Source organism: Serratia sp. B501, from assembly GCF_051172315.1.
GTDB classification, from domain to species: Bacteria; Pseudomonadota; Gammaproteobacteria; order Enterobacterales; family Enterobacteriaceae; genus Serratia; species Serratia ureilytica.
In genome coordinates this window covers 131,012-154,982 of the sequence record NZ_JBPIZB010000007.1, presented here as the reverse complement: position 1 = coordinate 154,982, position 23,971 = coordinate 131,012, and the positions used below count along the sequence as shown (strand labels likewise).

At 61.0% G+C, this 23,971-nt stretch carries 17 protein-coding genes, 1 tRNA gene and 1 other RNA gene; 3 read left to right on the top strand and 16 right to left on the bottom strand.

What is annotated here, in order from left to right; translation table 11 throughout:
* Positions 1 to 3: 3 nt before the first annotated feature.
* The 4 genes from bcsB to bcsR all read right to left on the bottom strand — a co-directional run bounded on the left by bcsB (position 4) and on the right by bcsR (position 5,890).
* Positions 4 to 2,292: a cellulose biosynthesis cyclic di-GMP-binding regulatory protein BcsB gene (bcsB, locus tag ACSBQV_RS19770; RefSeq protein ID WP_099817863.1), complete on the bottom strand. Its 2,289-nt coding sequence runs from the start codon at positions 2,290 to 2,292 to the stop codon at positions 4 to 6.
* 62 nt (positions 2,293 to 2,354) lie between these two features.
* Positions 2,355 to 4,958 (bottom strand): UDP-forming cellulose synthase catalytic subunit, encoded by a 2,604-nt coding sequence (bcsA, locus tag ACSBQV_RS19765; protein WP_099782467.1) that lies wholly within the window; start codon positions 4,956 to 4,958, stop codon positions 2,355 to 2,357.
* Positions 4,955 to 5,695 carry a cellulose biosynthesis protein BcsQ gene (gene bcsQ, locus ACSBQV_RS19760; RefSeq protein WP_099782468.1) on the bottom strand — a complete coding sequence of 247 codons (741 nt, stop codon included), beginning with the start codon at positions 5,693 to 5,695 and terminating at the stop codon, positions 4,955 to 4,957. The genes bcsA and bcsQ overlap by 4 nt, the downstream gene beginning before the upstream one ends.
* Positions 5,696 to 5,698: 3 nt before the next feature.
* Positions 5,699 to 5,890: a cellulose biosynthesis protein BcsR gene (gene bcsR, locus ACSBQV_RS19755; RefSeq protein WP_047573171.1), complete on the bottom strand. Its 192-nt coding sequence runs from the start codon at positions 5,888 to 5,890 to the stop codon at positions 5,699 to 5,701.
* 189 nt (positions 5,891 to 6,079) lie between these two features.
* Here bcsR and bcsE point away from each other — a divergent pair, with 189 nt between their 5' ends.
* From bcsE to bcsG, 3 genes are read left to right on the top strand one after another with little or no spacing between them, the layout of a single operon-like run.
* The gene (gene bcsE, locus ACSBQV_RS19750) at positions 6,080 to 7,648 is read left to right on the top strand and encodes a cellulose biosynthesis protein BcsE (protein ID WP_099782469.1); all 1,569 of its coding nucleotides are present in this window, start codon (positions 6,080 to 6,082) and stop codon (positions 7,646 to 7,648) included.
* A complete protein-coding gene (gene bcsF, locus ACSBQV_RS19745) occupies positions 7,635 to 7,841 on the top strand; it encodes a cellulose biosynthesis protein BcsF (RefSeq protein ID WP_033645228.1) in 207 nt (68 codons plus the stop codon). The genes bcsE and bcsF overlap by 14 nt, the downstream gene beginning before the upstream one ends.
* A complete protein-coding gene (bcsG, locus tag ACSBQV_RS19740) occupies positions 7,838 to 9,493 on the top strand; it encodes a cellulose biosynthesis protein BcsG (RefSeq protein ID WP_099782470.1) in 1,656 nt (551 codons plus the stop codon). Before bcsF ends, bcsG begins: the two co-directional genes overlap by 4 nt.
* Positions 9,494 to 9,780: 287 nt before the next feature.
* On the opposite strand, the gene dppF is transcribed toward bcsG, so the two are convergent.
* The 12 genes from dppF to eptB form a co-directional block, all read right to left on the bottom strand.
* Complete coding sequence (gene dppF / locus ACSBQV_RS19735; protein WP_015376237.1) at positions 9,781 to 10,770, bottom strand: dipeptide ABC transporter ATP-binding subunit DppF; 990 nt, start codon at positions 10,768 to 10,770, stop codon at positions 9,781 to 9,783.
* Positions 10,767 to 11,747 (bottom strand): dipeptide ABC transporter ATP-binding protein, encoded by a 981-nt coding sequence (dppD, locus tag ACSBQV_RS19730; protein ID WP_033645058.1) that lies wholly within the window; start codon positions 11,745 to 11,747, stop codon positions 10,767 to 10,769. Before dppD ends, dppF begins: the two co-directional genes overlap by 4 nt.
* 15 nt (positions 11,748 to 11,762) lie before the next feature.
* The gene (dppC, locus tag ACSBQV_RS19725; protein WP_033645059.1) at positions 11,763 to 12,665 is read right to left on the bottom strand and encodes a dipeptide ABC transporter permease DppC; all 903 of its coding nucleotides are present in this window, start codon (positions 12,663 to 12,665) and stop codon (positions 11,763 to 11,765) included.
* A gap of 11 nt (positions 12,666 to 12,676) precedes the next feature.
* Positions 12,677 to 13,696 (bottom strand): dipeptide ABC transporter permease DppB, encoded by a 1,020-nt coding sequence (gene dppB / locus ACSBQV_RS19720; protein WP_099782471.1) that lies wholly within the window; start codon positions 13,694 to 13,696, stop codon positions 12,677 to 12,679.
* A 168-nt stretch (positions 13,697 to 13,864) separates the two neighbouring features.
* Positions 13,865 to 15,472, bottom strand: a complete 1,608-nt coding sequence (gene dppA, locus ACSBQV_RS19715; RefSeq protein WP_042783430.1) for a dipeptide ABC transporter periplasmic-binding protein DppA — start codon at positions 15,470 to 15,472, stop codon at positions 13,865 to 13,867.
* Positions 15,473 to 16,073: 601 nt separating this feature from the next.
* Positions 16,074 to 17,765 carry a glycosyl hydrolase family 18 protein gene (locus tag ACSBQV_RS19710; protein ID WP_033645062.1) on the bottom strand — a complete coding sequence of 564 codons (1,692 nt, stop codon included), beginning with the start codon at positions 17,763 to 17,765 and terminating at the stop codon, positions 16,074 to 16,076.
* Between the two features lie 426 nt (positions 17,766 to 18,191).
* A non-coding RNA gene (locus ACSBQV_RS19705) (RtT sRNA) lies at positions 18,192 to 18,320 on the bottom strand.
* 35 nt (positions 18,321 to 18,355) lie between these two features.
* Positions 18,356 to 18,432: transfer RNA gene (locus tag ACSBQV_RS19700), tRNA-Pro, on the bottom strand.
* Positions 18,433 to 18,552: 120 nt separating this feature from the next.
* Entirely contained in the window at positions 18,553 to 19,884 is a 1,332-nt protein-coding gene (locus tag ACSBQV_RS19695; RefSeq protein WP_033645063.1) for an MFS transporter, read from the bottom strand.
* 95 nt (positions 19,885 to 19,979) lie between these two features.
* Positions 19,980 to 21,524, bottom strand: a complete 1,545-nt coding sequence (uhpB, locus tag ACSBQV_RS19690) for a signal transduction histidine-protein kinase/phosphatase UhpB (RefSeq protein WP_099782473.1) — start codon at positions 21,522 to 21,524, stop codon at positions 19,980 to 19,982.
* Positions 21,521 to 22,111, bottom strand: a complete 591-nt coding sequence (gene uhpA / locus ACSBQV_RS19685) for a transcriptional regulator UhpA (RefSeq protein ID WP_033645065.1) — start codon at positions 22,109 to 22,111, stop codon at positions 21,521 to 21,523. Before uhpA ends, uhpB begins: the two co-directional genes overlap by 4 nt.
* Positions 22,112 to 22,230: 119 nt before the next feature.
* Entirely contained in the window at positions 22,231 to 23,925 is a 1,695-nt protein-coding gene (eptB, locus tag ACSBQV_RS19680) for a kdo(2)-lipid A phosphoethanolamine 7''-transferase (protein ID WP_099782475.1), read from the bottom strand.
* Positions 23,926 to 23,971 lie beyond the last annotated feature (46 nt).

Here is a 23,971-nt window from a genome sequence, read left to right as displayed (position 1 = left end):
CCGTCAATCCCGATCTTCAGGCGCCAGACGCCGCCGGCTGAAGGCCTTCAGGCCGCGCCACAGCATCAACCCCAGGATCACCACCAGCACCACCGCGAGCACCGCCAGCAGAACCGGATGCGTGGAGAGGGCATACCAAAGCCGCTCCCACCAAGGCAGGTGGCCGACATAGTAAACATCACCGACGCGCAGGCTGTTGACCCCCGATTCGCGGATCACCGCCACCGAGCCGAACACTGCGGCGCGCTTGCCGCTGTCCAGCAGGGCATTGTTCAGCAGCTCATAGCCGCGCGGGCTGTCCGCCAACAGCGCCACGATGCTGCGCTGGTCGTTGAACGGCGACTGCACGCCAATGATCGCCGACATCGCCCCCTCGGAACTGACGGTGGTCTTGCTGTCCGGCTTGGCGTCCTCCGCCAGCACTTCCGAGCTGGGCAGCGGCGGTTGGCGCGTCGGCTGTTTCACCCAGCTTTGGGTCGCGTCCACCAGCAGACTGATTTTCTTGTCGTCGCGCAGCGCCTGCGGAATGGTGCCGACCATCAGGATGTCGTCGTCGCGATCCTTGGCCTGCGACCAGTCGTCGCTCAGCGTGAAGGCCAGCGCCGGATAACCGGTTTGCGCGCCGATCACGCCGAGCGCGTTCAGCAGCGCGCTGACCTGCGCCGGCTGCGGTTTCTGGTTCACCAACACCAGCGTTTGCGACAGATCCGCCAGGCGGCTGAACGGGAAACCGGCGTTGGCGAAAGCGCGCAGGTCCGGCATCGCCATAAAGTGGCGGTAGCCGGAGAAATCGATGGTAGACGCGCCGTCAATCACCGCGTGGTTTGGCGTGAAGGAGTAGGTTTCGCAGCGCCCTTCCGCGCCGCTGGCCAGCAGCGTGGTGTAATCGAAGTCAAAGCGCAGCTGGTTGGTGGCCCCGAGCCGCAGCGCCGGAATGCTGACGTTTTTGTCGGAATCGAGCAGCCCCTGCGTCAACGGCAAACGCAGCAGCTGTGCGCCCTGTTCGTGTTCCGGCACCAGCGAGTAGGCCTGCACGAACTGGTTGTTCAGGCTGACGCTCAGCCGCGAACCGTCCTGAATGCGCGGCGCGGTATAACGGTACTTGAGGTGCATATCGATGCCGGTGCTGCGGATCAGGAACAGATCCGGCGGCAGGTTCATGGTCAATGAAATCGGGCCGGGCTCGATGCCGCTGGTTTGCAGCTGTTCGGCGTATTGCTGCAGTTCGGCGAAGGTCATCGGCCGATCGGTGCGCACCCAGTTCGGCGCGTCGTAAGGCTGGCGCGGCGCCAGCTGTTCCACCTTGTCCACCGTCACGTTCTGGCCGCGGAACAGAATGTCGCCCTGCGCGATGCCTTTCACCGCGGTGATCAAATCGTTGTCGTCACGCCCCTGAATCAGCAGCAGTTTGACGTAGGGATTGTCGGGGTGGCTGATCATCTCCACCGTCGGGCCGTTGACCGCCGGGTAATCGCGCAGGAAATCCGGGCGCTGCTTATTGGTGGCGAACACCACCGCGTGCTGCGTCGGCAGCGCGTTATACAGCGCCGGGAAGGATTGCCCGCGCCATTGCGCCTTGCTGCCGAACCACGAGGCCAGAATGCCCGCCGCGCGCTGCTGGGCCAGATCCGGCTGGCCGGCGAACACCATCGGCAGCGTCAGCGGCCGATTATCGCGGCTGTCGAAGAACGGTTCAGGGAAGTGCGACAGCTCGTTTTTCACCGGCAGCGTCTGGAAGCGCAGCTTCAGCGCGCTGGATTTGCTGACGTCGAGCCACAGCGAGGTGCTGGCCGGGTTTTCGCAGATGTTTTGATAATGGCCGACGAACACCAGCCGGACGCGGTTAAAATCGGTGATATAGCGCGGATCGATCGCCATCTGGATGCGATTGGGCTTGCCCAACTGCTCCTTGGCGATCGTGGTCACGCCCATCAGCTCGTCGTTGAGATAGACTTTGACGTGCGACTCCACCGGGATCAGCGCCGGCGACGGCGTAAATTCCATGTCGAGCATCGCCTGCGAGACCACCTCATCGCTGCGCACGCCGAATTCGATCTGCCCGTCCGGCCGGGTGCCGCGCAGAACAAAGGCGCCCGGCGGCGGCGCTATCTGCGCGAACGGCAGCGACACATCGCGCACCGGCGCATTCGGATCCTGCGGCGCGGTCGCCGTATCGGCCGCCGCAGCGATCGGCGGCTGGGCCGCCACGGTCGGCGCGGTGGCGGTTTCGGCCTGCGACAGGGTGCTGATGCCTAAGGCCAGAGCAGTTAACCAGGTTATTTTTCTCGTCATCGTATCATCATCAATGTTGGAGCCTGTTCACCGGGCGAGTGAGCGGGCGGTTGAACTCGCAGCTAACCCACGGTTTCTTGTTGACCCAAGGTCGGATCCCTGCCGACGCCGCGCGGAATAAACGACACTACCCAGGCGGTCAGCGACGTGACCCCGACCAGCAGACCGCGCACCAGCGGCGGCGCGTAGTCCGCCATGCGCACATAGCCGCGGAAGCCCAGCGCCAGCACGTCGCGCAGGCTTTCGATCGGCCGGTCTTCAGGGAACCCGTCCTGCCACAGCGCCCAGGTATCGGCGCGGGCGAAGGTGCACTGAATAAAATCGATGTGTTCGCGGGTGGAAAGACTGACCAGACGCACCCCCACCTTGTTGCCGAAGGCGCGCGTCACCACGCAGGGGAAGCTGTACTCCTGCTGGCCGCGTTTGAGCAGCAGCGAGGCCTTGTCGCCCTCTTTCAACGTGTCCGCCACCCGCATCTCGATGCCCACGCCGCCATCGGAGTAATCGCGCAGCGTGCAGGGGTAGAGGTGGCCGTCGGCACGCGCGATCGCCGCCGGCATGGCGATCTCCACGCGGTGCGCCTGACGCACCTGTTTGGCTTCCACCGCCACCGCCACCGCGCCGCCGAGAATGGTCATGTTGTACAGCACCCACACCAGGCTGATGATCACCGTCATCACCTCGTCCGTCGGGCCATAGGCCAGCCGCCAGGCGCCGAACGCCAGCCCGGCGAGGTTAAGAACCACCAGGAACATGTAAGGCCGGGTGATCACCCAGTCGACGTGCTCCTCCTCCACCAGCCCGCCCTTGGCGGTGACGTTGAATTTGCCCTTGTGCGGATTGAACAGCGCCACCGTCGTCGGCCGCGCGATATACCAGGCCAACACCGTTTCATAGATTTCGCTCCAGAACGAATGGCGGTATTTCCCCTGGATGCGCGAGTTGGTCAGGCTGGCGTGGATCATGTGCGGCAGCACGTAAAGCGCGATAGCCAGCGCCGGCGCGAAGATGATGTAGGCATGCAACAGCAAAAACGCCAGCGGCGCGGTGAGGAAGATCAGCCGCGGGATGCCCGACAGGAAGTGCAGCATGGCGTTGGCGTAGCACAGGCGCTGCGCCAGTTTCAGCCCCTTGCCCAGCAACGGGTTGTCGAGCCGGAAGATCTGCACCATGCCGCGCGCCCAGCGAATGCGCTGGCCGATGTGCGCCGACAGGCTTTCGGTCGCCAGCCCGGCGGCCTGCGGAATGCGGATATAGGCCGAGGTATGCCCGCGCCGGTGCAAACGCAGCGAGGTATGGGCGTCTTCGGTGACGGTTTCCACCGCGATGCCGCCGATTTCGTCCAGCGCGCTGCGGCGCAGGATGGCGCAAGAGCCGCAGAAGAAGGTGGCGTCCCACATATCGTTGCCGTCCTGCACCAGCCCGTAGAACAAAGTGCCCTCGTTGGGCGTCTGACGGAAGCGGCCAAGGTTGCGCTCGAAGGGATCCGGCGAGAAGAAGTGGTGCGGGGTCTGCAGCATCGCTAGCTTTTTGTCTTTGAAGAACCACCCCATGGTCAGCTGCAAGAAGGAGCGCGTCGGGACGTGGTCGCAGTCGAAAATCGCCACGAACTCGCCAGTGGCCTGCTTCAGCGCGTTGTTGATGTTGCCGGCCTTGGCGTGTTCGTGAGTCGGCCTGGCGATGTACTTCACTCCCACCTCGGCGGCGAACGCCCGGAACTCGGGGCGATTACCGTCATCAAGGATATAGATGTTCACTTTCTCTTTCGGCCAGTCGATGCCCAGCGCCGCATAGAGGGTGGGCTTCACCACCCCGAGGTCTTCGTTGTAGGTCGGCACCATCAGATCGATGGTCGGCCAGGTGGCGCTGTCTTCGGGCAACGGCACCGGCTGGCGGTTAAGCGGCCAGATAGTCTGGAAATAGCCCAGCACCAACACCACCCAGGCGTAGGTTTCCGCCACCAGCAACAGCAGGCCGCATACCAGGCTGAGCGGATCGTCCCAGTTCAGCGTGGCGGTATAGCGCCACCACAGGTAACGGCAAGAGACGGTCAACGACAGCACGATCAGCATCAACGCAGGCAAGCGCCCCGGCACCCGGCGCACCACCATCGCGATCCCCCACAGCAGCAGAACGAACACGAACTGCGCCGACAGATCGAACGGTTGCGAGATGCACAGCATGGCGAGGATCGCCGCCAGCACGCCGACCAGAATGAACAGCGCGCGCCGTAATCCGCGGTTCATGCGGCCGAGTCGCTCTACCGAGCGCTGTTCCACGCCGGCGTTTTTCAGCCGCTGCGGCAAGCCCTGCAGCCAATCGGCATAGCGCTGCTGCAGCCGCCGCCAACCGGCGAAATAATCGCGCTGCACCGGCGCGCGGCCGCTGCGGAACAGCAGCAGCCACACCCCCTGCAGCAAATAGCGCAGCGCATCCGCCGGGCGGGGGCGTTCGGCGGACAGATGCGGGAACCAGTAAGCGCGGCCGGCGCGCACGCGCCGCCAGGCCGGTGACTCCAAACGCAACAGCATCCACCCCAGCGCCACCAACAGCGTAGTGAAAAAGGCGGTCAGCGCCGACGCCCCGCTGCGGCGATAGGCGCGGTAACGCGCCTGCACCGCCTGGCGCACCGGCGGCACCAGCAGCAGGCTCAGCACCCGACTCATGGCGCAACGCCCCGTTTGAGGTTGATCAGGCACCAGTTGGCCAGCGTCAGCACTTCATCCGCCGCCAGGCTCTCGGGGCGGTACTCGCCCAGCGGCTGTTTGGCCGCCAGCGCTTCCGCCAACGCTTCATCGCGGTGGATAACCACCGGCAACAGGCCGCTCAGCGTTTGCAGCCACAGCTGATGCAAATCCTGCTGCAGCCGGCTGGCCGAAGAGTAATGGTTAATCAGGAAATGACTTTCGTGCGGCAGCGCCTGCTGATGGAGCCGCACCTGGCAGTTGGCGTCGGGGTTCAACAGCACGAACACGCTGTCGGCCAGTTGCAATGCCTGCTGCGCCAAAACGCCGTCCCCGACCGGGACGTCCAGCAGGACCCAGCGCTGCGGATCGCCGGCCATCAGCTGACGCAAATTATCGCGCCAGCGATCGGGATGCGCCTGACACCGATGTTGCACTTCCAGCCGTTCCGCCGCATTCAGGCGGCCAAACGGTAAAAAGTCGAGGTTTTCGCAATAACGCAGCGCGCCTTCCCGCCAACCGCCGCCGTCCTGTTCCGCGCGTGCCCAGCCGCGCGCCAGTTCGAACGGCGTGTTGAAATGCAGGCGCAGCAGATTGTCCGGCGTAAAGTCTATCGCCAGCACCGACTCGCCAAGCTGGCGCAACGCCCAGGCGAGCGCCGCCGTGACTGACGTCGTCCCCATTCCACCCCGCAACCCTTGCAGCGCGATCGCCGGCATAGATCAGTGGCTCCCCGCGTTCTGCGCCAATTCGGCCAGCAGCGGCCAGCGCGCCATCATTTGCGTTAACCGCTCCTGCCGCGAAATATCGACATAGCTTAATTTTGGTAATGAAAAAGCCTGGCTGAGCGCCTGCAGGTCATCCTGGCTCTCCTCCGGCGCCGCTGCACGAAAATGGCTGGGTGCGTTATTCATTCTTCCGCCTTGGCGAAAATAGGCTATGTTAATTAACTATAGCAACGATACAAAAAGAGACAGGCAATAAGATGATTCTCAACAAATATTATTGAAGAGCATCGGAGATTTGTTATTGCCAGCGTAAAAATGGCTATCTTTAAATATAAACGCCTTTAGTCGGCTTTCAACGAAAGTAGAACACATCCTATGGCGCACTCTTTTTCTCTAGGCATTCGGCAGATTTGGGAAGAGCTGTCGGTGATGCAGGCCCCCGGGCTTTATTGGATCAATATCGACAGGCAAAGCGACGCCGCGCTGCTGTGTCGCCAGGCCATAGCCGCCCAGCCGGCCACCCGCAAGCTCGCCCTGATCTGCAGCGGAGACAAACCCGATCGCCTGCTGGCCGAGCTGGCTGCGCCCGCTTTGCAGAAGCTGCCGCTGTATCAACTACCGGAGAAAAAAGCCGCGCTGGCGCAGTTGAGCGACGATCTGATGCGCGCCCTGCGGCCGCAAAATCGCTTACTTATCCTGCTGGCCCACGCCAGCCTGTGGCAAACCTTCACCACCGAAGAACTGCGCGAATGGACGCGCACCCTCGCCGCCTGGCTGCGGCGGCAGGGGTGTACGCTGTTGATCCTCAGCCACGGCGGCGGCATCAATAAGCTCAAAGGGCAGCTCAGCACACAGCACCGCATCCTGAACGGCCTGTCCAGCCTGCAATGGCAGCAGGACAGCGCGCAATACCTGGTGAACTGGTGGAGCACCGAAAACGGCATCAACGCCAATCAGCTGCTGACGCTGTATGCGGCGGAAGGCGGTTGGCAGGGCGAGGAGGAAAATAGCCAGCCCTCCCCCACCGCCTTGCGCAGCGACGAAGGCCAGTATCTGGCCGAGCGCAGCATCCTGGAAGGCGCGCCGCCGCTGTCCGCCAACTGGCAGCTGTTGGAGAGCAACGACGAACTGGCGCAGCACGGCATGCTGAGACTCTCGGCGACGTTGATTTTCGCGTTGTATCAAAGCGACCAAATCGATCATCTGGCGCACCAAATCCACACCCTGCGCCGCAGCCGCGGCAACGGCCTGAAAATCGCGGTGCGCGAGATGAGCGCCAGCCTGCGCTACAGCGACGAACGGCTGCTGCTGGCCTGCGGCGCCAACCTGATCGTGCCGCACGTCGCGCCGCTGTCGCGTTTTCTGACCATGCTTGAAGGCATCCAGGGGCAGCGCTTCTCACGTCACGTGCCCGCCGACATCGATGCGCTGCTGGCCGGGCTGCGTCCGCTGCAGCTGAAAGGCTACATGCGGCCGGAACCGTTTAGCCAGGCGGTGCTTTCGCTGATGGCCAACACCTTGCTGCCCGAGGACGGCAAAGGCGTGATGGTGGCGTTGCGCCCGGCCACCGGCCTGCGCGCCGAACAGGCGATGACCCTGTGCCACCTGCGGCGTTTCGGCGACGTGATGACCGTGGTGCAGGGGCGCCTGGTGCTGTTCCTCTCCACCTGCCGCATCAACGATCTGAACACCGCGCTGAAGTTCATCTTCCGCCTGCCGGTGGATGAAGCCTTCAGCAACCGGGTGGTGTGGCACCAGGATGTCGATATCATTTCGGAAATCAAACGCATGGCTCAGGGGCGCTGGCAGCTTACCGCCACCGGCGCCGGGGGCGTCGCGCCGCCGCCCCCCGTGGTGACGGCCGCAGAGCCCGCAGAACGCCGCCAGCCGATCGCTTTCACGCTGCCGCTTGGCCCGCAGGAGGAAAAGCATGCTGAACCTTAACGACATCCTGCAACTGATCTTGCTGTGCGCGCTGGTCTTCATTCCGCTGGGCTACGCCTTTCACAGGCGTTTTCCGCATTTGCGTCAATACTGGCAAAACCTGTTGTTATCGCCGCGCTATTTGAAATCCGCCGGTTTATGGGTGCGCACAGGCTCATCCTCCCAGATTAAACGTCATAAGAAGCAGCCATGAATCCAAACTCAAATACGCAATCCGATAACGCTCTGTGGCGCTACTGGCGCGGGCTGGGTGGCTGGAACCTCTACTTTCTGGCGAAATTCGCCCTGCTGTGGTTCGGCTACCTGAATTTCCACGCGCTGCCGAACCTGGTGTTCATGGCCTATCTGCTGATGCCGATCCCCTCGCCGCGGCTGCACCGCTGGCGCCATTACCTCGCCATCCCGATCGGCATCGCGTTGTTCTACCACGATACCTGGCTGCCGGGCATCAACAGCATTCTCAGCCAGGGCTCTCAGCTGGCCGGCTTCAGCGCCCAGTACCTGCTGGAGCTGGTCAGCCGCTTTATCAACTGGCAGATGGTCGGCGCCGCCTTCGTGTTGCTTATCGCTTATCTGTTCGTCGCCCAGTGGGTGCGCGTTACGGTGTTCACCGTGGCCGCGCTGGTGTGGCTCAATATCGTCAACATCGCCGGGCCGGCGGTCTCACTGCTGCCCGCCAGTTCCACGGCTGCCGCCGGCGGCGCCGGCACGCCGGCCACGGCCGCGCCGACGGCAGGAGATAATGCGCCGGCAGACAGCCTGCCGCCGACCAGCGCCAACCTGACGGCCTATCTGAACCAGTTCTACGAGCGGGAAAAAGGCCGCGCCACCGCGTTCCCGGCCACTTTGCCCGCCGACGCCCAACCGTTCGATCTGTTGGTGATCAACATCTGCTCGCTGGCCTGGGCCGATATGGAGGCGGTCAACCTGCAGAATCATCCGCTGTGGTCGAAGATGGATATCATGTTCGACAGCTTCAACTCGGCCACCGCCTACAGCGGCCCGGCCTCGATACGGTTGCTGCGCGCCAGCTGCGGCCAGCTTTCGCATCACGATCTGTACCAGCCGGTGAACCAGCAGTGTTACCTGTTCGACAACCTGGCGAAGCTCGGCTTCAAGGAACAGCTGATGCTCGATCACTCCGGAGTGTTCGGCAACTACCTGAAAGAGCTGCGTGAACAGGGCGACATGCAGGCGCCGCTGATGTCGCAGGCCGGCGTCGGCAACGAGCTGACGTCGTTCGACGGCGAGCCGATTTATAACGATCTGGAATTGCTGACCCGCTGGCTGGATCAGCAGCAAAAAGCCGGAGACGCCCGCACCGCCACCTTCTTCAACGTCATTCCGCTGCACGACGGCAACCGCTTCGTCGGCTCTAACAAGAGCGCCGACTATCAGCCGCGCGCGCAGAAGCTGTTCGATCAGCTGAACACCTTCCTCGATCAGCTGGAAAAATCCGGCCGCAAAGTGGTGGTGGTGATCGTGCCGGAGCACGGCGCGGCGTTGGTGGGTGACAAGATGCAAATGTCCGGCCTGCGCGATATCCCCAGCCTGAACATCACCCATACGCCGGTCGGCATCAAACTGATCGGCATAAAGGCGCCGCATCAGGGCAGCCCGCTGCAGATCAAAACGCCGAGCAGCTATCTGGCGCTGTCGGAGCTGGTATCACGTCTGGTGGACGGCAAAGTCTTCAGCGAGTCCAGCGTCGACTGGCAGGCGCTGACGCAAGGGCTGCCGCAGACGCCGGTCATCTCCGAAAACGACAACGCCATCGTGATGCAATATCAGGGGAAACCTTACATTCGCCTGAACGGCGGCGATTGGGTGCCTTATCCGCAATAAGCGCGGCCTTATCGACCCAAAGCACGCCGACGGCGTGCTTTTTTTATTGAGCAAGTCCGACAAAAGGCGAAGTTAAACGTCTGGCAAAAATATTATTACTCACCTCCCGTTAAATTTTTTATTCGCTTATTAATTAATTGCGAAAATTCCTATAAAAATAAGCATTCGTCAGATTTTCGTTAAGCATTCAATAACGCCCTGAAAAGCGATTCGATTAACTGATTGATTAAATAATAAAAAACGCCGGCGTTAAGCCGGCGTGGGTTTATGCGGTGAAATCCGACGCTTTACGCCCCCGGATGTTCGTCCTGATCGACCGCAAAACAGGCCACCATCTGCTCACCGTACTGCTTCAGCTGCGGCTGCAGCTGTACGCAGGTGCCGAAGGCGCGGCGGCAGCGGGCATTGAATGCGCAGCCCGGCGGCGGGTTCATCGGGCTGGGCAGTTCGCCGGTCAGCTTGATGCGCTCGCGGCGCATATCCGGGTTTAACCGCGGCGTCGCGGACAGCAGCGCCTGGGTATACGGATGGCGCGGGTTGTTGAAGATCGCCTCTTTGCTGCCCTTTTCCACGCAGCGGCCCAGGTACATCACCATCACTTCATCGGCGATGTGTTCCACCACCGACAGATCGTGCGAGATGAACACGTAGGACAGCCCCAGCTCCTGCTGCAGATCCATCATCAGGTTCAGCACCTGAGCGCGCACCGACACGTCCAACGCCGACACCGGCTCATCGGCGATCACCACGTCCGGATTCAGCATCAGCCCGCGGGCGATGGCGATACGCTGACGCTGGCCGCCGGAGAACATGTGCGGATAGCGATCGTAATGCTCGGTCTTCAAGCCGACCTTCGCCATCATCTCCAGCGCTTTTTCCCGCCGTTCAGCGGCGCTGAGCGAGGTGTTGATCAACAGCGGCTCCTCGAGGATCTGCCCGACCTTCTTGCGCGGGTTGAGCGATCCGTAAGGATTCTGGAACACGATTTGGATCTTCTGGCGCCGCAATTTCTCGGCGGAAACGTCCGGCTTCAGCAGATCCTGTCCCTGGTAGTACAGCTCGCCGCCGGTCGGTACTTCGATCATCGTCAGCAGGCGGCCAAGCGTGGATTTGCCGCAGCCCGACTCACCGACCACCGCCAGCGTTTTACCGCGCTCCAGAGTGAACGACACGCCGTCCAGCGCCTTGACCAGCCGCTCCGGCGCGAACAGGCCCTTTTTCACCGGGTAATGCTTTTTCAGGTCGATCGCCTGCAGTAAAGGTTGATTCTGGCTCATACGGTCGGCCTCCCCGCATCATCCAGCGGTGTGTGACATTTAACCTGACGGCCGGGAATGCTGCGCAGTTCCGGCTCCTCGTTACGGCAGCGCTCGTTGGCGTACGGACAACGCGGATTGAGCAGGCAGCCGGTCGGGCGATCGTATTTGCCCGGCACCACGCCCGGCAGCGAAGCCAGCCGCGCCTTGTCGGCGGCGAACTCCGGCAGCGCGCGCAGCAGCGCCTGGGTGTACGGGTGGCGCGGCGCGCGGAAAATCTCCGCCGCTTTGCCGGATTCCACCACCTGGCCGGCGTACATCACGATGATGTGATGCGCCGCTTCCGCCACCAGCGCCAGATCGTGGGTGATCAGCAACAGCGCCATGTTCTCGCGCTGCTGCAGATCCAGCAGCAGTTCGATGATCTGCGCCTGGATGGTCACGTCGAGCGCGGTCGTCGGCTCATCGGCGATCAGCAGCTTCGGCCGACAGGCGATAGCCATGGCGATCATCACGCGCTGGCTCATGCCGCCGGAAAGCTGGTGCGGGTACACGTCCAGCCGCGAGGCCGGATCGGGAATCCCCACCTGCGTCAGCAGGTCGATAGCGCGCTGGCGGCGGGTGCGGCGGTTGCCGCCCTGATGCACCTTCAGCGCCTCCATAATCTGATAACCGACGGTGTAGCACGGGTTCAGGCTGGTCATCGGATCCTGGAAGATCATCGCCACTTCGGAGCCCACCAGCTGGCGGCGCTCTTTTTCGGAGATCTTGCGCAAGTCCTGGCCGTTGAACTCCAGCTTGTCGGCCATCACTTTGCCGGGAAAATCGATCAGGCCCATGATCGCCAGCGAACTGACGGATTTGCCGGAGCCGGATTCACCGACGATGCCGACCACCTGACCTTGATCCACGCTGTAACTGATGCGGTCTACCGCGCGGAACGGGGTGCCTTCGTCACCGAAGTGCACCGAAAGCTTGTCTACATTCAATAACGCCATCTCTCTCGTCCTCTGTTACTGCTTGAGTTTGGGGTCGAGAGCGTCACGCAAACCGTCCCCCATCAGGTTGAATGCCAGCACCGTCAGCAGGATCGCCAGGCCGGGGAAGGTCACTACCCACCAGGCGCTTTGCGCGAACTGCAACACGTCGGAGAGCATGGTGCCCCACTCCGGCGTCGGCGGTTGCGCGCCCATGCCCAGAAAGCCGAGAGCGGCCATGTCGAGAATGGCGTTCGAGAAACCGAGAGAAGCCTGAACGATCAAGGGCGCCAGGCAGTTAGGCAGAATATTGACGAACATCTGACGCAGCGCGCCGGCGCCCGCCACCCGCGAAGCGGTGACGTAATCGCGGTTCACCTCCGCCAGCACCGCCGCGCGCGTCAGACGCACATAGTGCGGCAAGGCGACGAAGGTGAGCGCCAGCGAGGCGTTGACGATCGACGGTCCGAATACCGCCACCAGCACCAGCGCCAGCAGCAGGCTCGGCAGGGCCAGCATGATGTCGACGACGCGCATGATCACCGCGTCCACCGCGCCGCCGAAGTAGCCGGCCAGCAGGCCGAACACCACGCCCATGACCAGCGACAACACCACCACCAGACAACCGACCAGCAGCGACAGGCGCGCGCCGTACATCAGGCGCGACAGCACGTCGCGGCCCACGTCATCGGTGCCCAGGATGTATTGCCAGCTGCCGCCCTCCTGCCACACCGGCGGCTTGAGCAGCGCGTCGCGGAACTGGTCCGCCGGCGCATGCGGCGCCAGCACCCCGGCGCCGAGCGCGATCACCAGCATCAAAACGATATACACCAGGCCGACCACGGCCCCTTTATTGCGCTTGAAATAGTGCCAGAACTCCTGAAACGGGGTCATCGGCTTCGGCGCACCTTTAACTGCAGACTCAGTGATTTGAGACATGAGAGCGCCCCTTATTTCTTGTGGCGAATACGCGGGTTGACCACGCCGTAGAGCACGTCTACCAGCAGGTTAACCAGAATGATCATACAGGCGACCAGCAACACCCCGCCCTGCACTACCGGGTAATCACGGCGCTGCAGCGCGTCGATCAGCCAGCGGCCCAGACCCGGCCAGGAGAAGATGGTTTCGGTCAGAATGGCGCCGGCCAGCATAGTGCCGACCTGCAGCCCGATCACCGTCACCACCGGCAGCAGCGCGTTGCGCAGCGCGTGAACGACGATCACCCGCAGGCGGCTCACGCCCTTGGCGCGCGCGGTGCGGATATAGTCTTCGCCCAACACCTCCAGCATCGAGGAGCGGGTCATGCGCACGATCACCGCCAGCGGGATGGTGCCCAGCACGATGGCCGGCAGAATCATGTGCATCACCGCATCGATAAAGTCGCCCGGTTCGCCCCAGATCAGGGTGTCTATCAGCATGAAGCCGCTCAGCGGATGGCTGTCGTCGAGGAATACCGTGTCGCTGATGCGCCCCGACACCGGCGTCAGGTTAAGCTGCACCGACACCAGCATGATCAGCATCATGCCCCACCAGAAAATCGGCATCGAATAGCCGGTCAGCGAGATGCCCACCGCCGTGTGGTCGAAGACCGAGCCGCGTTTGACCGCCGCCAGCACCCCGACCGGGATGCCCACCAGCACCGCGAAGATCATCGCGCACAGGCCCAGCTCCAGCGTGGCCTGAAAGCGCGGAACGAACTCGCTCCAGACGGAGATGCGGCTTTTGAGTGAGGTGCCCAGATCGCCGTGCAGCACGTTGGACACATAGGAGAAGTATTGTTGATAGAGCGGCTTGTCCAGCCCCATTTCCGCCATCAGCTGCGCGTGGCGCTCGGCGGAGATACCGCGTTCCCCGGCCATGATGGTCACCGGGTCGCCGGGGATCATATGGACGAATGCAAAAGTCAGCAATGTAATGCCGATAAACGTTGGGATAACTAACCCCAAACGTCGGAGTATGAACTGCAACATATCCCGAACTCTCTGTATCAATGCCCGGCAGCTCATCGTCCGCCAGGCTTATTAACGCTCACATGCCTTTGAACGATCCAACGGCCATACGCCGGAGACTGGTCAGCAGAGGCGCAAACCTGTTGCGCCCCTGCAAGTCCATTCGTGCATCTCCGGTTTAGGTCGGAATCAGTCTACAGAGACATTCTCGAAGTGATGCTTGCCGAGCGGATCCACGACGTAGCCCTTCACTTCCTTACGCACAGGCTCATACACGGTGGAGTGCGCGACGATCAGCGCCGGAGCCTGATCGTGCATCACCACCTGCGCCTGCTTGTACAGTTCGATGCGTTTGTCGTGGTTGGACTCGGCGCGCGCCGGTTGAATCAGATCTTCAAACGGCTTGTAGCACCAGCGGGAGTAGTTGGAGCCGTCTTTCGCCGCCGCGCAGCTGAACAGCGTGGCGAAGAAGTTGTCCGGATCCCCGTTGTCGCCGGTCCAGCCCATCATCACCGTCTGGTGCTCGCCCGCTTTGGCGCGCTTGAGGTATTCACCCCACTCATAGGTCACGATTTTGGCTTTCACGCCGATCTTGGCCCAGTCGGCCTGGATCATTTCCGCCATGCGGCGCGCGTTCGGGTTGTAAGGACGCTGTACCGGCATCGCCCACAGGTCGATGCTGAAACCGTCGGCCATGCCCGCTTCTTTCAGCAGTTCTTTCGCCTTGGCCGGATCGTAAGCGTAATCCTGCACCGCGTCGTTATAGCCCCACATGGTCGGCGGGATCAGGTTCTTGGCCGCCTGGCCCGCGCCCTGATAAACCGCGTCGATGATCGCCTGCTTGTTGACCGCCATGGTCAACGCCTGACGCACCTTCACGTTATCCAGCGGTTTTTTCTCGGTGTTGAACGACAGGTAACCCACGTTCAGCCCCGGCTGCTCCATCAGGTTGATGGATTTGTCCTGCTTCATGCGGGCGATATCGGCCGGGTTCGGGAACGGCATCACCTGGCATTCGTTTTTCTGCAGCTTGGCGTAACGCACGGAAGCGTCAGGCGTGATGGAGAACACCAGACGATCGATCTTCGGCTTGGTGCCCCAGAAACCGTCGAACGCCTTGTACAGGATTTTGGAGTCTTTCTGGTATTGCAGCAGCTGGAACGGGCCGGTGCCGATCGGGTTCAGGTCGACTTTTTCCGGCGTACCGGCTTTCATCATGACGTCAGCGTATTCGGCGGACAGGATGGACGCGAAGTCCATGCCCAGGTCAGCCAGGAACGGCGCCTCCGGGCGGTTCAGCACGAAACGCACGGTGTTGTCGTCTACTTTTTCGATCTTGGCGATCAGCTTCGGCATGTCCATGCCTTCAAAGTATTCGTAACTGCCGCCGGACACTTTGTGGTAGGCGTTATTGGCATCCAACTGGCGTTCGAAGGAGAACACCACGTCGTCGGCGTTGAAGTCGCGCGTCGGTTTGAAATCTTTGCTGCTCTGCCACTTCACGCCTTTGCGCAGGTGGAAGGTATAGGTTTTGCCGTCTTCGCTGACGTCCCACTTCTCAGCCAGGCCCGGCTGCAGTTCGGTGGTGCCGACTTTGAATTCGACCAGGCGGTTGTAGATCGGTACCGAACTGGCGTCGTAGGTGGTGCCGGAGGTGAACAGCTGCGGGTTGAACCCTTCCGGGGAACCTTCAGAACAGTAAACCAACGTCTTGGCCTGTACGCTGGCCGCCACGGTCAGCGCGATCAGCCCAATGCCGAATTTCAGAACCCCCGATTTACCCAAGGAACGTGTCATCGTTAGTGCTCCATTGTGTGATGTGATGTGTGTAATTGCCGCCAGACCTGTATTTTTTATTGCGTGGCCTGTGCGGTCAGCGCCCGAAGGCAGAAGGCGTACGATGAGAGGATGCCGGATGGAACGCATCGCGACGGGGACGTCTGAGCGCGTGGAATTCACTCAAACAACTCTCGCTCTTACCCCTGAGGCTATCAAGTTGCCAACTGTTTGGGGTGTCGTCAATATAACCAGTGGGGATTTACGCAGACTGTGAGAAACAGCAAACAAACATAAAAAAAACCTTTTGTTAACAGTTCCAGCATGAAAATTTATGCTAAGCGGTCATTTTTAGCGCATTGGTCTGACCCTGATAAATTTACTGGTTTTAAACTCCGCTAAAAAACCCCAAAACTTTGTTGCTGAACGATGAATATCTGAACGGTTATTTTTGTGATCGCCGTTAAAGACAGAAGGAAATGCTGAAGGATTACCCAAAAGGGTGAGTCCGATGAGCGCATTTTTCGCCGGGCAGGCCCACAATCTGTGCGGCGTAAAAAAACTTTCGGCGGCGAAAAAGCCGGGGGCGAAAGGATATCCCCCGGCAACGCACTGCAACCGATTATTGAACGCCGGCGCTGTTGCCCAGGCTGGCGTTCATGCTGTTGAGAATATCGCCGTTATCCGCGTCGATCTCCCAGGAGAACAGGCCGCCCAGCTGCTTATCCAACACGTACTTGCCTTTGGCCTGCACCGAGCGGGCATCGTCAAAGGTGATCAGATCGCCGGTGGAAGGTTTGAACACGTAAGGCGCTTCCGCCGTGGCGTCGTAGGTGTACTGCCACTCGCCGCTCATGAACTGGCTGGCGATCTGGCGGTAGTCCACGATGCCGTTCTCCCAGGTGCCTTTGACCGGTCCGGTGGCGGTGCCGGTGAACGGAATGTTGTTCTGGTAGCCGTTCACCCCGGTCCAACCGCGGCCATACATGGCGGTGCCGACCACGATCTTGCCCGGCTTGACGCCCTGCGCCAGCAGCGCATTCACGCCGTTCACCGTGGTGTAGGCGGTGTCCGGTTTCCAGGCTGGCGCATTCAGCGCGGTCTGATGCCCCAGGTTTTTCAGATCGAAGGCGCCGTAGAAGTCGTAGCTCATCAGGAAGATGTGATCCATCGAGTTCTGCGCGACGTTGTATGCCACCTTGTCGATCTTGTCCTTGCCGGCGCTGATGGCGGAGGTCAGCTCATACTTGCGGCCGGTTTCCGCCGACAGCTGATCCAGCATCGCCCGCAGTTCTTTCATCAGCAGCACATAAGTTTCCCCGTCCTGAGGGCTGCCCAGATTCGGGTTGGCGCCTTTGCCGCCCGGGAATTCCCAGTCGATATCCACGCCGTCGAAGAACTTCCAGGTCTGCAGGAACTCTTTCACCGAGCCGACGAAGCGATCGCGCTTCACCTTGTCGCCCATGAAGAAGAACGGGTCGGACAGCGTCCAGCCGCCGATCGACGGCAGGATTTTCAGATCGGGACGCGCCTGCTTCAGCGCCATCAGCTGGCCAAAGTTGCCCTTGTAGGGGTCATCCCAGGCGGTGACGCCCTTCTGCGCTTTTTGCAGCGCGGCGAACGGATCGTGGATGGAGACTTTGAAATCCTCGCGGCCCTGGCAGGAGCGCTGCAGCGCCTGGAAGCTGCCTTCAATCTCTTTCAGGCTGTCGTTGATGCCGTTGCCGCCGCAGATCGGGATAAAGCCGTACAGCAGGTGGGTCAGGTTTTGCGCCGGGATCTTATCGACGGTGAAATTGCGCCCGTAAACGCCCCACTCGACGAAATAAGAACCGACGACTTTGCCGGAATTCTGTTTATACGGTTTGTTCTTTTCCAGCAGCGGCTCTTTCAACGGCGCCAAATGGCTGCCGTCGGTGTCGGCCACCACAATTTCGGTGGCGTCGCTGGCGGTACAGCCGTCGGCATTGCACAATGCCACCTGCATTTGATAACGGCCGCCTTTATTGACTTTAAAATTCGCCGTACCGGAAGAACCGGTTGAAGGGCCGCTCCACGCCTCTTTGCCATTTAATAAAATCTTGGCCGTCGTGCCCGCGTCGCCATTCCATAAATTCCAGGAGACGGAAACATCGGCGGCATTTTTTACCTTCACCAAATTATTATAAGCGGTAGCCGCCTGGTCAACTTCAACGATGGCGAACTTGGTGTTGCCCCAGGCGATGGTCGGCTTGCCCGGCGCGGCGGCCTGCGCCGCGGAACACAGCGTGCTGCCGATCAACAGCGCCAACAGCGGTTTATTAAATTTGCGCATAACTGATTCCTTTATTCCGAGAGGATAAACATAAAAGAGTTAATCGTCGCTACGCATTGCCGAAGCGAAAAAATTCCGCAATAATCCACGAAGATTAAAGTCAACAAATAAAAACAGCGTTTTTCCACGTAACGGAAAAAAATCATTCCCGCCGCGTACATTCAGACTATAAATAAAAAAGGCGTGAAAACAAGAGCGCTATCAACTGGGTTTTATTTAGCAAGCGTGAATTTATTTAAATATGAAAAAAAGAACCTAACTGGAATAAGGAGTTTGAATTAATTAAGCGTAAAGGATAAATATATTTCACGAGGCTGGCGGATTGACACGTGCCATAAAGCGAAGCCGGTCGTATCGTAGGAGGTGCTCATCCTCATAAACCGCAGGCGAAAAAAAACCTGCTTTAAAAGCAGGTTTTTCGAATGGTGGTCGGCGAGAGAGGATTACGCGCATCGTTGATGCGCGCCCTGCGGGCCGTTGCTAAAGCAACGTTGTCTCGCTTCGCGAGGCTCGAACCTCCTGCGGAGGTACTCATCCTCATAAACTGCAGGCGAAAAAAAACCTGCTTTAAAAGCAGGTTTTTCGAATGGTGGTCGGCGAGAGAGGATTCGAACCTCCGACCCACTGGTCCCAAACCAGTTGCGCTACCAAGCTGCGCTACTCGCCGATGCGGGGCGCATCTTACTGCTGGCGGTTATAGGCGTCAATCACTTTTTTTCCCCTGCATTTCAAGTGGTGATAAAAGCGCCATAATGCGCTGCGCCGGGGGTTGCGCAGCGCATTTTACTCAGGCTTTGGCGGTTTTCAGCACCGGCGTCTGCGCACGCAGGAACGGCAGCAGGAACAGCGCCGACAGGCAGGCGGCGATGGAAATCACCACGAAGAAACCGTTCCAGTGCCAGATTTCCATCACCCGCGCGATCGGGTAGCCGGACAGCGCCGCGCCCAGGTAGGCGAACAGGCCGACGAAACCGGTCGCCGCGCCCGCCGCATCTTTATGCGAGCACTCCGCCGCCGCCATGCCGATCAGCATCTGCGGGCCGAAGATGAAGAAGCCGATGGCGAAGAAGCAGCAGGCCTGCAGCAGGTAGGTGACGCCCGGCATCAGCCATAGCGCCGCCACCGACAGGAAGATGCCGATGGCGAAGATCAGGTTCATCGGGCCACGGTTGCCGCGGAACAGCTTGTCGGAACCCCAACCGGCCACCAGCGAACCGATAAAGCCGCCCACTTCAAACAGCGAAATGGCCGAGTTGGCGGTCATCAGCGAATAGCCCTTTTCCTGCGTCAGGTAGAGGTTGCCCCAGTCGTTGATCGCGGTGCGCACGATGTACACCAGCACGTAAGAGACCGCCAGCAGCCAGATGTACTTGTTGGTCAGCACGTAGCGCTTGATGATCTCGCGGTTGCTCAGCCCCTGGCCTTCCGATTCCTGCACCAGCTCCATAGCGTCGTTACGCCATTTGCCGACGCTCGGCAGCCCCAGGGTGGAGGGCTTGTCGCGCAGGCGCCAGCACATCAGCAGGCCGAGCACCACGCCGATGATGCCGGGGATGATCATGCCGTAACGCCAGCTGAAGTGCAGCGAGATAAAGCCCACCAGCAGCGGGATCAGCGCGCCGCCGACGTTGTGCGAAGTGTTCCAAATCGCCCACCAGCTGCCGCGCTCGGAGCGCGAATACCAGCTGGTGAGGATTTTGGAGCACGGCGGCCAGCCCCAGCCCTGGAAGAAGGCATTGAGGATCCACAGCGTGCCGAGCATCAGCAGCGAAGAACTGAGGCCGAAGAAGATATTCAGCACCCCGGTCATGATCAGGCCCAGTCCCATAAAGTAACGCGGGTTGGAACGATCGCTGATCATGCCGGAAATGAATTTCGAGCAGCCGTAGGTGATGTAGAACAGCGTGCCGAGGATGCCGACGTCGGACATCGTCAGGCCCAGATCGCTCAGCATCGCCGGCATGATGAAGTTGAAGCTTTTGCGCGTGAAGTAAAACGCGGCGTAGCCGATGTACATGGTGCACATCAGCTGGATGCGCCAGTATTTGTAGCTGGCGTCGATCTGCCGTTGATCGGTGACCTGCGGCGCATCCGGGCGGCTTTTAAGGAAAGACCACATGTGGAACCTCAGAGGATTGAATAAAGTGCCGCTATGATGCTCCCCGCGCGCGCGGGAGGCTTACGCCGGATTCCCGACGCGGTTAGGAGTTTTTCCTAGTTTTGCGCTTGCGCCGGTGAAACTGTGGGCAAGATCACACTCAAACAGGCGCCCCGCTCAGAGGTGAGCCGCAGGCTGCCGCCGAGAGCGCTGATGCGCTCCTGCATGCCGCGCAGGCCGTACCCCGGCTGATGGTGGTCCGCATCGAAGCCCACGCCGTTATCGCGGATGGTCAGGGCAATCTGCGGCGCAGCGCCTTTGCGCGGCTGCAGACGCGCGTCCAATTCCAGGCGGCTGGCGCCGGCGTGGCGGCACACATTGGTCACCCCTTCCTGACACACCCGGTACAGCGTGATTTTCAGCGTTTCATCCAGCAGTTCGTCCGGCACCTGCCACTGCATGCTGCTCACCAGCGAGGCGTCCTGCGGCAGCGACTCCCGCAGCATCGCCGCCACCGCCGCCGACAGCGGCAGGTTGTTCAGCGCCGCCGGCCACAGCTGGGTCAGCACATCGTGCACCCCATCGTAGACCCGCAGCGCTAACGCATCGATGGTGTCGGCGCAGCCGATCACCGCCGGCTCCGGCGCCAGGCGCTTGACGATGCTGGCCTGTGTGCGGATCACGGTGATGGTCTGCCCCACTTCATCGTGCAGCTCGCGCGCCACCTCGCGCCGGGTTTGTTCCTCCGCCGTCACCAGCGCCCGCGCCAGCTGCCGGTTCTCCGCCAGCCGCAGCCGCAGCTGCTGATTCAGTTCGCGCTGGCGCTGAATACCGGCGCCCAGCAGCAGCCCGGTCAGGCTTTGGGCCAGCAACGACAACAGCAAGTCGCGGTGCGACTCGGGCTGCGGCGGCTCGTTGACCATCAGCGCCACGCCGTTGAGCAGCGTCGCCAACAGCGCGCCCTGCCAGCCATAGCGGTAAGACATGAACACGATCGGGATCGCCAGGCAGAAAGGCGCAAAGCGGCGCAGCTCGGCGGCGTTAACCTGCTGCTGCAGCCAGATGCTGAATGCAAACAGCAGCAGATAGCTGGCCAGGTGGCCCAGGCGCAGCTCCACCGGCTTGTGGATCAGCCCCGGCTCCAGCGGCACCCAGATTTGGCGCGCCAGATAGTGCCACAACAGCAGGCAGGTCGGCGCGATGGTGAAACCGCCGGTCAGGCCGAGCAGCAGCGCGCGGGCGCCTTCGCCGCTCACCAGCTGCCACACAAGCGCCTGCAGCAAGGCGGCTATGGCGACCACCGCGCCCTGCAACAGCGGCCAGCGCCATTCGCTGTCGCTCTGCTGATGGCGCAACAGCCACGGCGAGGCCAGCAGGCTGAGCAGCACCGTCAGCACCAGCACCGCCACCGACGCCCACAGCGCCGGGCCGTAGCCGTACTGGTCCGCCAGCAGCGCCATCAGCAGCAGGTCGGCCAGCAGGATCCCCGGCCAGAAACGGTACGGGCTCTGCAGCAAAATGCCCATGCGCAGGCCGAACGGGAACAGCAACAGCGCCTGCCAGGGCGGGTCGATCAGCGCGGTGCCGATGCCCCACAGGCAAAATGCGCTGGCGGCATAAATGAAGAACAGCGCCAGCTGGGTGATCAGACGCTGCGTCACAGGTTCAGCATCCGTCTGGCCAGCTCAACGTTATTGGTGATGCCCAGCTTGGCGAACAGGTTGGCACGATGCACATGCACCGTCTTCGGCGACAGCCCCAGCGCGGCGGCGATCTCGCGCACCTCCTGGCCCTGCGCCAGCAATAGCGCGATCTCGCGCTCGCGGCGGGTCAATGGATCCACCTTCACCCGCGCCAGCTGCTGGGCGATTTCCGGCATCAGATAGACGCCGCCGCCGGCGACGGTGCGCACGGCGGTGATCAGATCTTCCGGCTTGCAGCGCTTGGAGAGAAAGCCGCTGGCGCCGCGTTCCAGCGCCATTTCCACCAGCGCCGGATTATCGTGCATCGACAGCATCACCACGCGGATGCCGGAGGGAATGTCCGCCAGCAGATCCAACCCGCTGCCGTCGGGCATCGAAATGTCGCAAATGCAGATTTCCGCCTCCAGCCCCGGCAGGCCGGCACGCGCCTGCGCCGCGCTGCTGAACTCGCCCACCACCTGAATATCGGCCTCCAGCGACAGCAGCTGCACAAAGCCCGAACGCACAATGTCATGATCGTCGATAAACGCCACGCGCAGGGTCATGGAAATCTCCGGTTAGAAGGGGAAGTGCGCAAGTATACCGTATGCACACACCGGAATAATTGATGAAGAGAATGTATTGGCGGAAATTACCGGGTGCGCAAGGCACCCGGCGGGAGGGATTACAGGCTGGCAGGCGCCGTTTTATTCTGCGGGAGATGGCACCAGTTGTTTTTATCCACGATGCCGCCGTTCGGCGAGGTGTAGCCGAGGCAACCGAGGACGGTGTCGAACAGCTCGACGTGGCGATGCGTTCTGCCGATGCGTTGCTGCGCCTGCAGTTGCTCAAAGGCGCTGAGGTGCTGCGGGTTCTCGAGGAACTTGTCCGACGCCCACACCATCATTGGCACGCGGAATTGTTCCGGCGGCGCCATTTCGCGCGGCGTGCCGTGCAGGTGCGTATTCTCGCCGATCGACTCGCCGTGATCGGCGGCATAGAACACGATGGCCTTCTTGTCCCGCACCTGGTCGATCACATTACTGATAAAGCTGTCGGTATACAGCACCGTATTGTCGAAGGCGTTGATCAGCTGCGCCTTGGTGCAGGAGTCATCCACCCCCATGCACTCCGGCTGATAGCGCGCATAGCTGCGCGGATAACGCTGCGAGTACAGGTAGTGCGAGCCTTTGGTATGCAGGATCACCAGGTGTTTGCCCTTCGGATAACGCGCCAGCGACTCCTTCATTTCGTCCACCAGCAGCATATCGTCGACCGCCTTGCCGTCGTTGCGCTTCTCGGACGCGATCATCTCGCGGAACGAATAGTTATTCACCTCGGTGTTGTTGTAGAACCACACCTCACTCTGCATGGCGAACAGCTCGGAAGAGAAGCCCAGTTCCTTCATCACCGCGAACACGTTTTGCTCTTTCAGCGTGCGCTGCGGGTTGTCCTCGGTACCGCCTTCGCGCACGAACATGCAGCGCAGCGACAGCTTGGTGGCGGTGTCGCACGACTCGCCGCGGAACGCCACCAGATTCTTCTCTTTCGACAGGCGCGGCGTAGTATCGCGCTCGTAGCCCAGCATGCCCATGTGATCCCAGCGCGTGGTCTCGCCGATGATGAACACCACGTAGGTATCGTCGATGTCCGCCGGCGGCACATAGGTAAAGTGTTTGCCCGGATCGAACAGCGTGCTCTGATCCTGACTTTCGTCATAGCGGGTATAGGCGAACAGCCCCAGCGCCGACAGCCAGTTAGACGGCAGGTACGAGTGCGCCACCACGCCGCCGTAGCTCGGCAGATCGACGTTGGAAAGCTTCTCCTGCACGCTTTGCTCGTCGTCCAGCATGCGCAGCGGCAGCCAGACCAACGCTACCACCGCCAACAACACCAGCAGCGGTTTGATGCGGTGACCGGGGGTTTTCAGCTGTTCGATCAGGGTGAAGCGCAGGCTGTTTTTCCAGATCAGCAGCAGCGGCAAGGCGCTGAGCGCCACCATCCACAGCACGAAATGCAGGCCGACCACCTCTTTCGACAGATCGATATCGGTGGTCATCACCGACACCACGATGCCGTAGCCGATCACCACGTTGAAAAACGTCATGTAGTAGCTGGCGGCAACCGAAATCAGCACCAGCAGCGAGGCGACGATGCGATAAAACAGCCGGCCGCCGAGCGACACCAGCCGCATGATGAAGAACGTGAACAGGACGATAGCGATGACTTCCGTCACCGCCGAAATAAGCTTAATTCCCTGAATGCCGTGCGCCAGCGAATCAAAACGGCGATAAAAAACGGACAGGTTTAGAAAGATGCCGATATAGATCGCTAACAATAACGATAAATTCTGCTGTGATAGCGATTTAACTTTGTTCATGTAACGCGGTGGCTCCGGGGACGGTGTAGCGGTTCTGACTCAGTCA

What these genes read in the sequence shown, in the direction of transcription:
- bcsB (WP_099817863.1), bottom strand. Translation starts at nt 2,292, where the DNA reads ATGACGAGAAAAATAACCTGGTTAACTGCTCTGGCCTTAGGCATCAGC.
- bcsA (WP_099782467.1), bottom strand. Translation starts at nt 4,958, where the DNA reads ATGAGTCGGGTGCTGAGCCTGCTGCTGGTGCCGCCGGTGCGCCAGGCG.
- bcsQ (WP_099782468.1), bottom strand. Translation starts at nt 5,695, where the DNA reads ATGCCGGCGATCGCGCTGCAAGGGTTGCGGGGTGGAATGGGGACGACG.
- bcsR (WP_047573171.1), bottom strand. Translation starts at nt 5,890, where the DNA reads ATGAATAACGCACCCAGCCATTTTCGTGCAGCGGCGCCGGAGGAGAGC.
- bcsE (WP_099782469.1), top strand. Translation starts at nt 6,080, where the DNA reads ATGGCGCACTCTTTTTCTCTAGGCATTCGGCAGATTTGGGAAGAGCTG.
- bcsF (WP_033645228.1), top strand. Translation starts at nt 7,635, where the DNA reads ATGCTGAACCTTAACGACATCCTGCAACTGATCTTGCTGTGCGCGCTG.
- bcsG (WP_099782470.1), top strand. Translation starts at nt 7,838, where the DNA reads ATGAATCCAAACTCAAATACGCAATCCGATAACGCTCTGTGGCGCTAC.
- dppF (WP_015376237.1), bottom strand. Translation starts at nt 10,770, where the DNA reads ATGAGCCAGAATCAACCTTTACTGCAGGCGATCGACCTGAAAAAGCAT.
- dppD (WP_033645058.1), bottom strand. Translation starts at nt 11,747, where the DNA reads ATGGCGTTATTGAATGTAGACAAGCTTTCGGTGCACTTCGGTGACGAA.
- dppC (WP_033645059.1), bottom strand. Translation starts at nt 12,665, where the DNA reads ATGTCTCAAATCACTGAGTCTGCAGTTAAAGGTGCGCCGAAGCCGATG.
- dppB (WP_099782471.1), bottom strand. Translation starts at nt 13,696, where the DNA reads ATGTTGCAGTTCATACTCCGACGTTTGGGGTTAGTTATCCCAACGTTT.
- dppA (WP_042783430.1), bottom strand. Translation starts at nt 15,472, where the DNA reads ATGACACGTTCCTTGGGTAAATCGGGGGTTCTGAAATTCGGCATTGGG.
- ACSBQV_RS19710 (WP_033645062.1), bottom strand. Translation starts at nt 17,765, where the DNA reads ATGCGCAAATTTAATAAACCGCTGTTGGCGCTGTTGATCGGCAGCACG.
- ACSBQV_RS19695 (WP_033645063.1), bottom strand. Translation starts at nt 19,884, where the DNA reads ATGTGGTCTTTCCTTAAAAGCCGCCCGGATGCGCCGCAGGTCACCGAT.
- uhpA (WP_033645065.1), bottom strand. Translation starts at nt 22,111, where the DNA reads ATGACCCTGCGCGTGGCGTTTATCGACGATCATGACATTGTGCGTTCG.
- eptB (WP_099782475.1), bottom strand. Translation starts at nt 23,925, where the DNA reads ATGAACAAAGTTAAATCGCTATCACAGCAGAATTTATCGTTATTGTTA.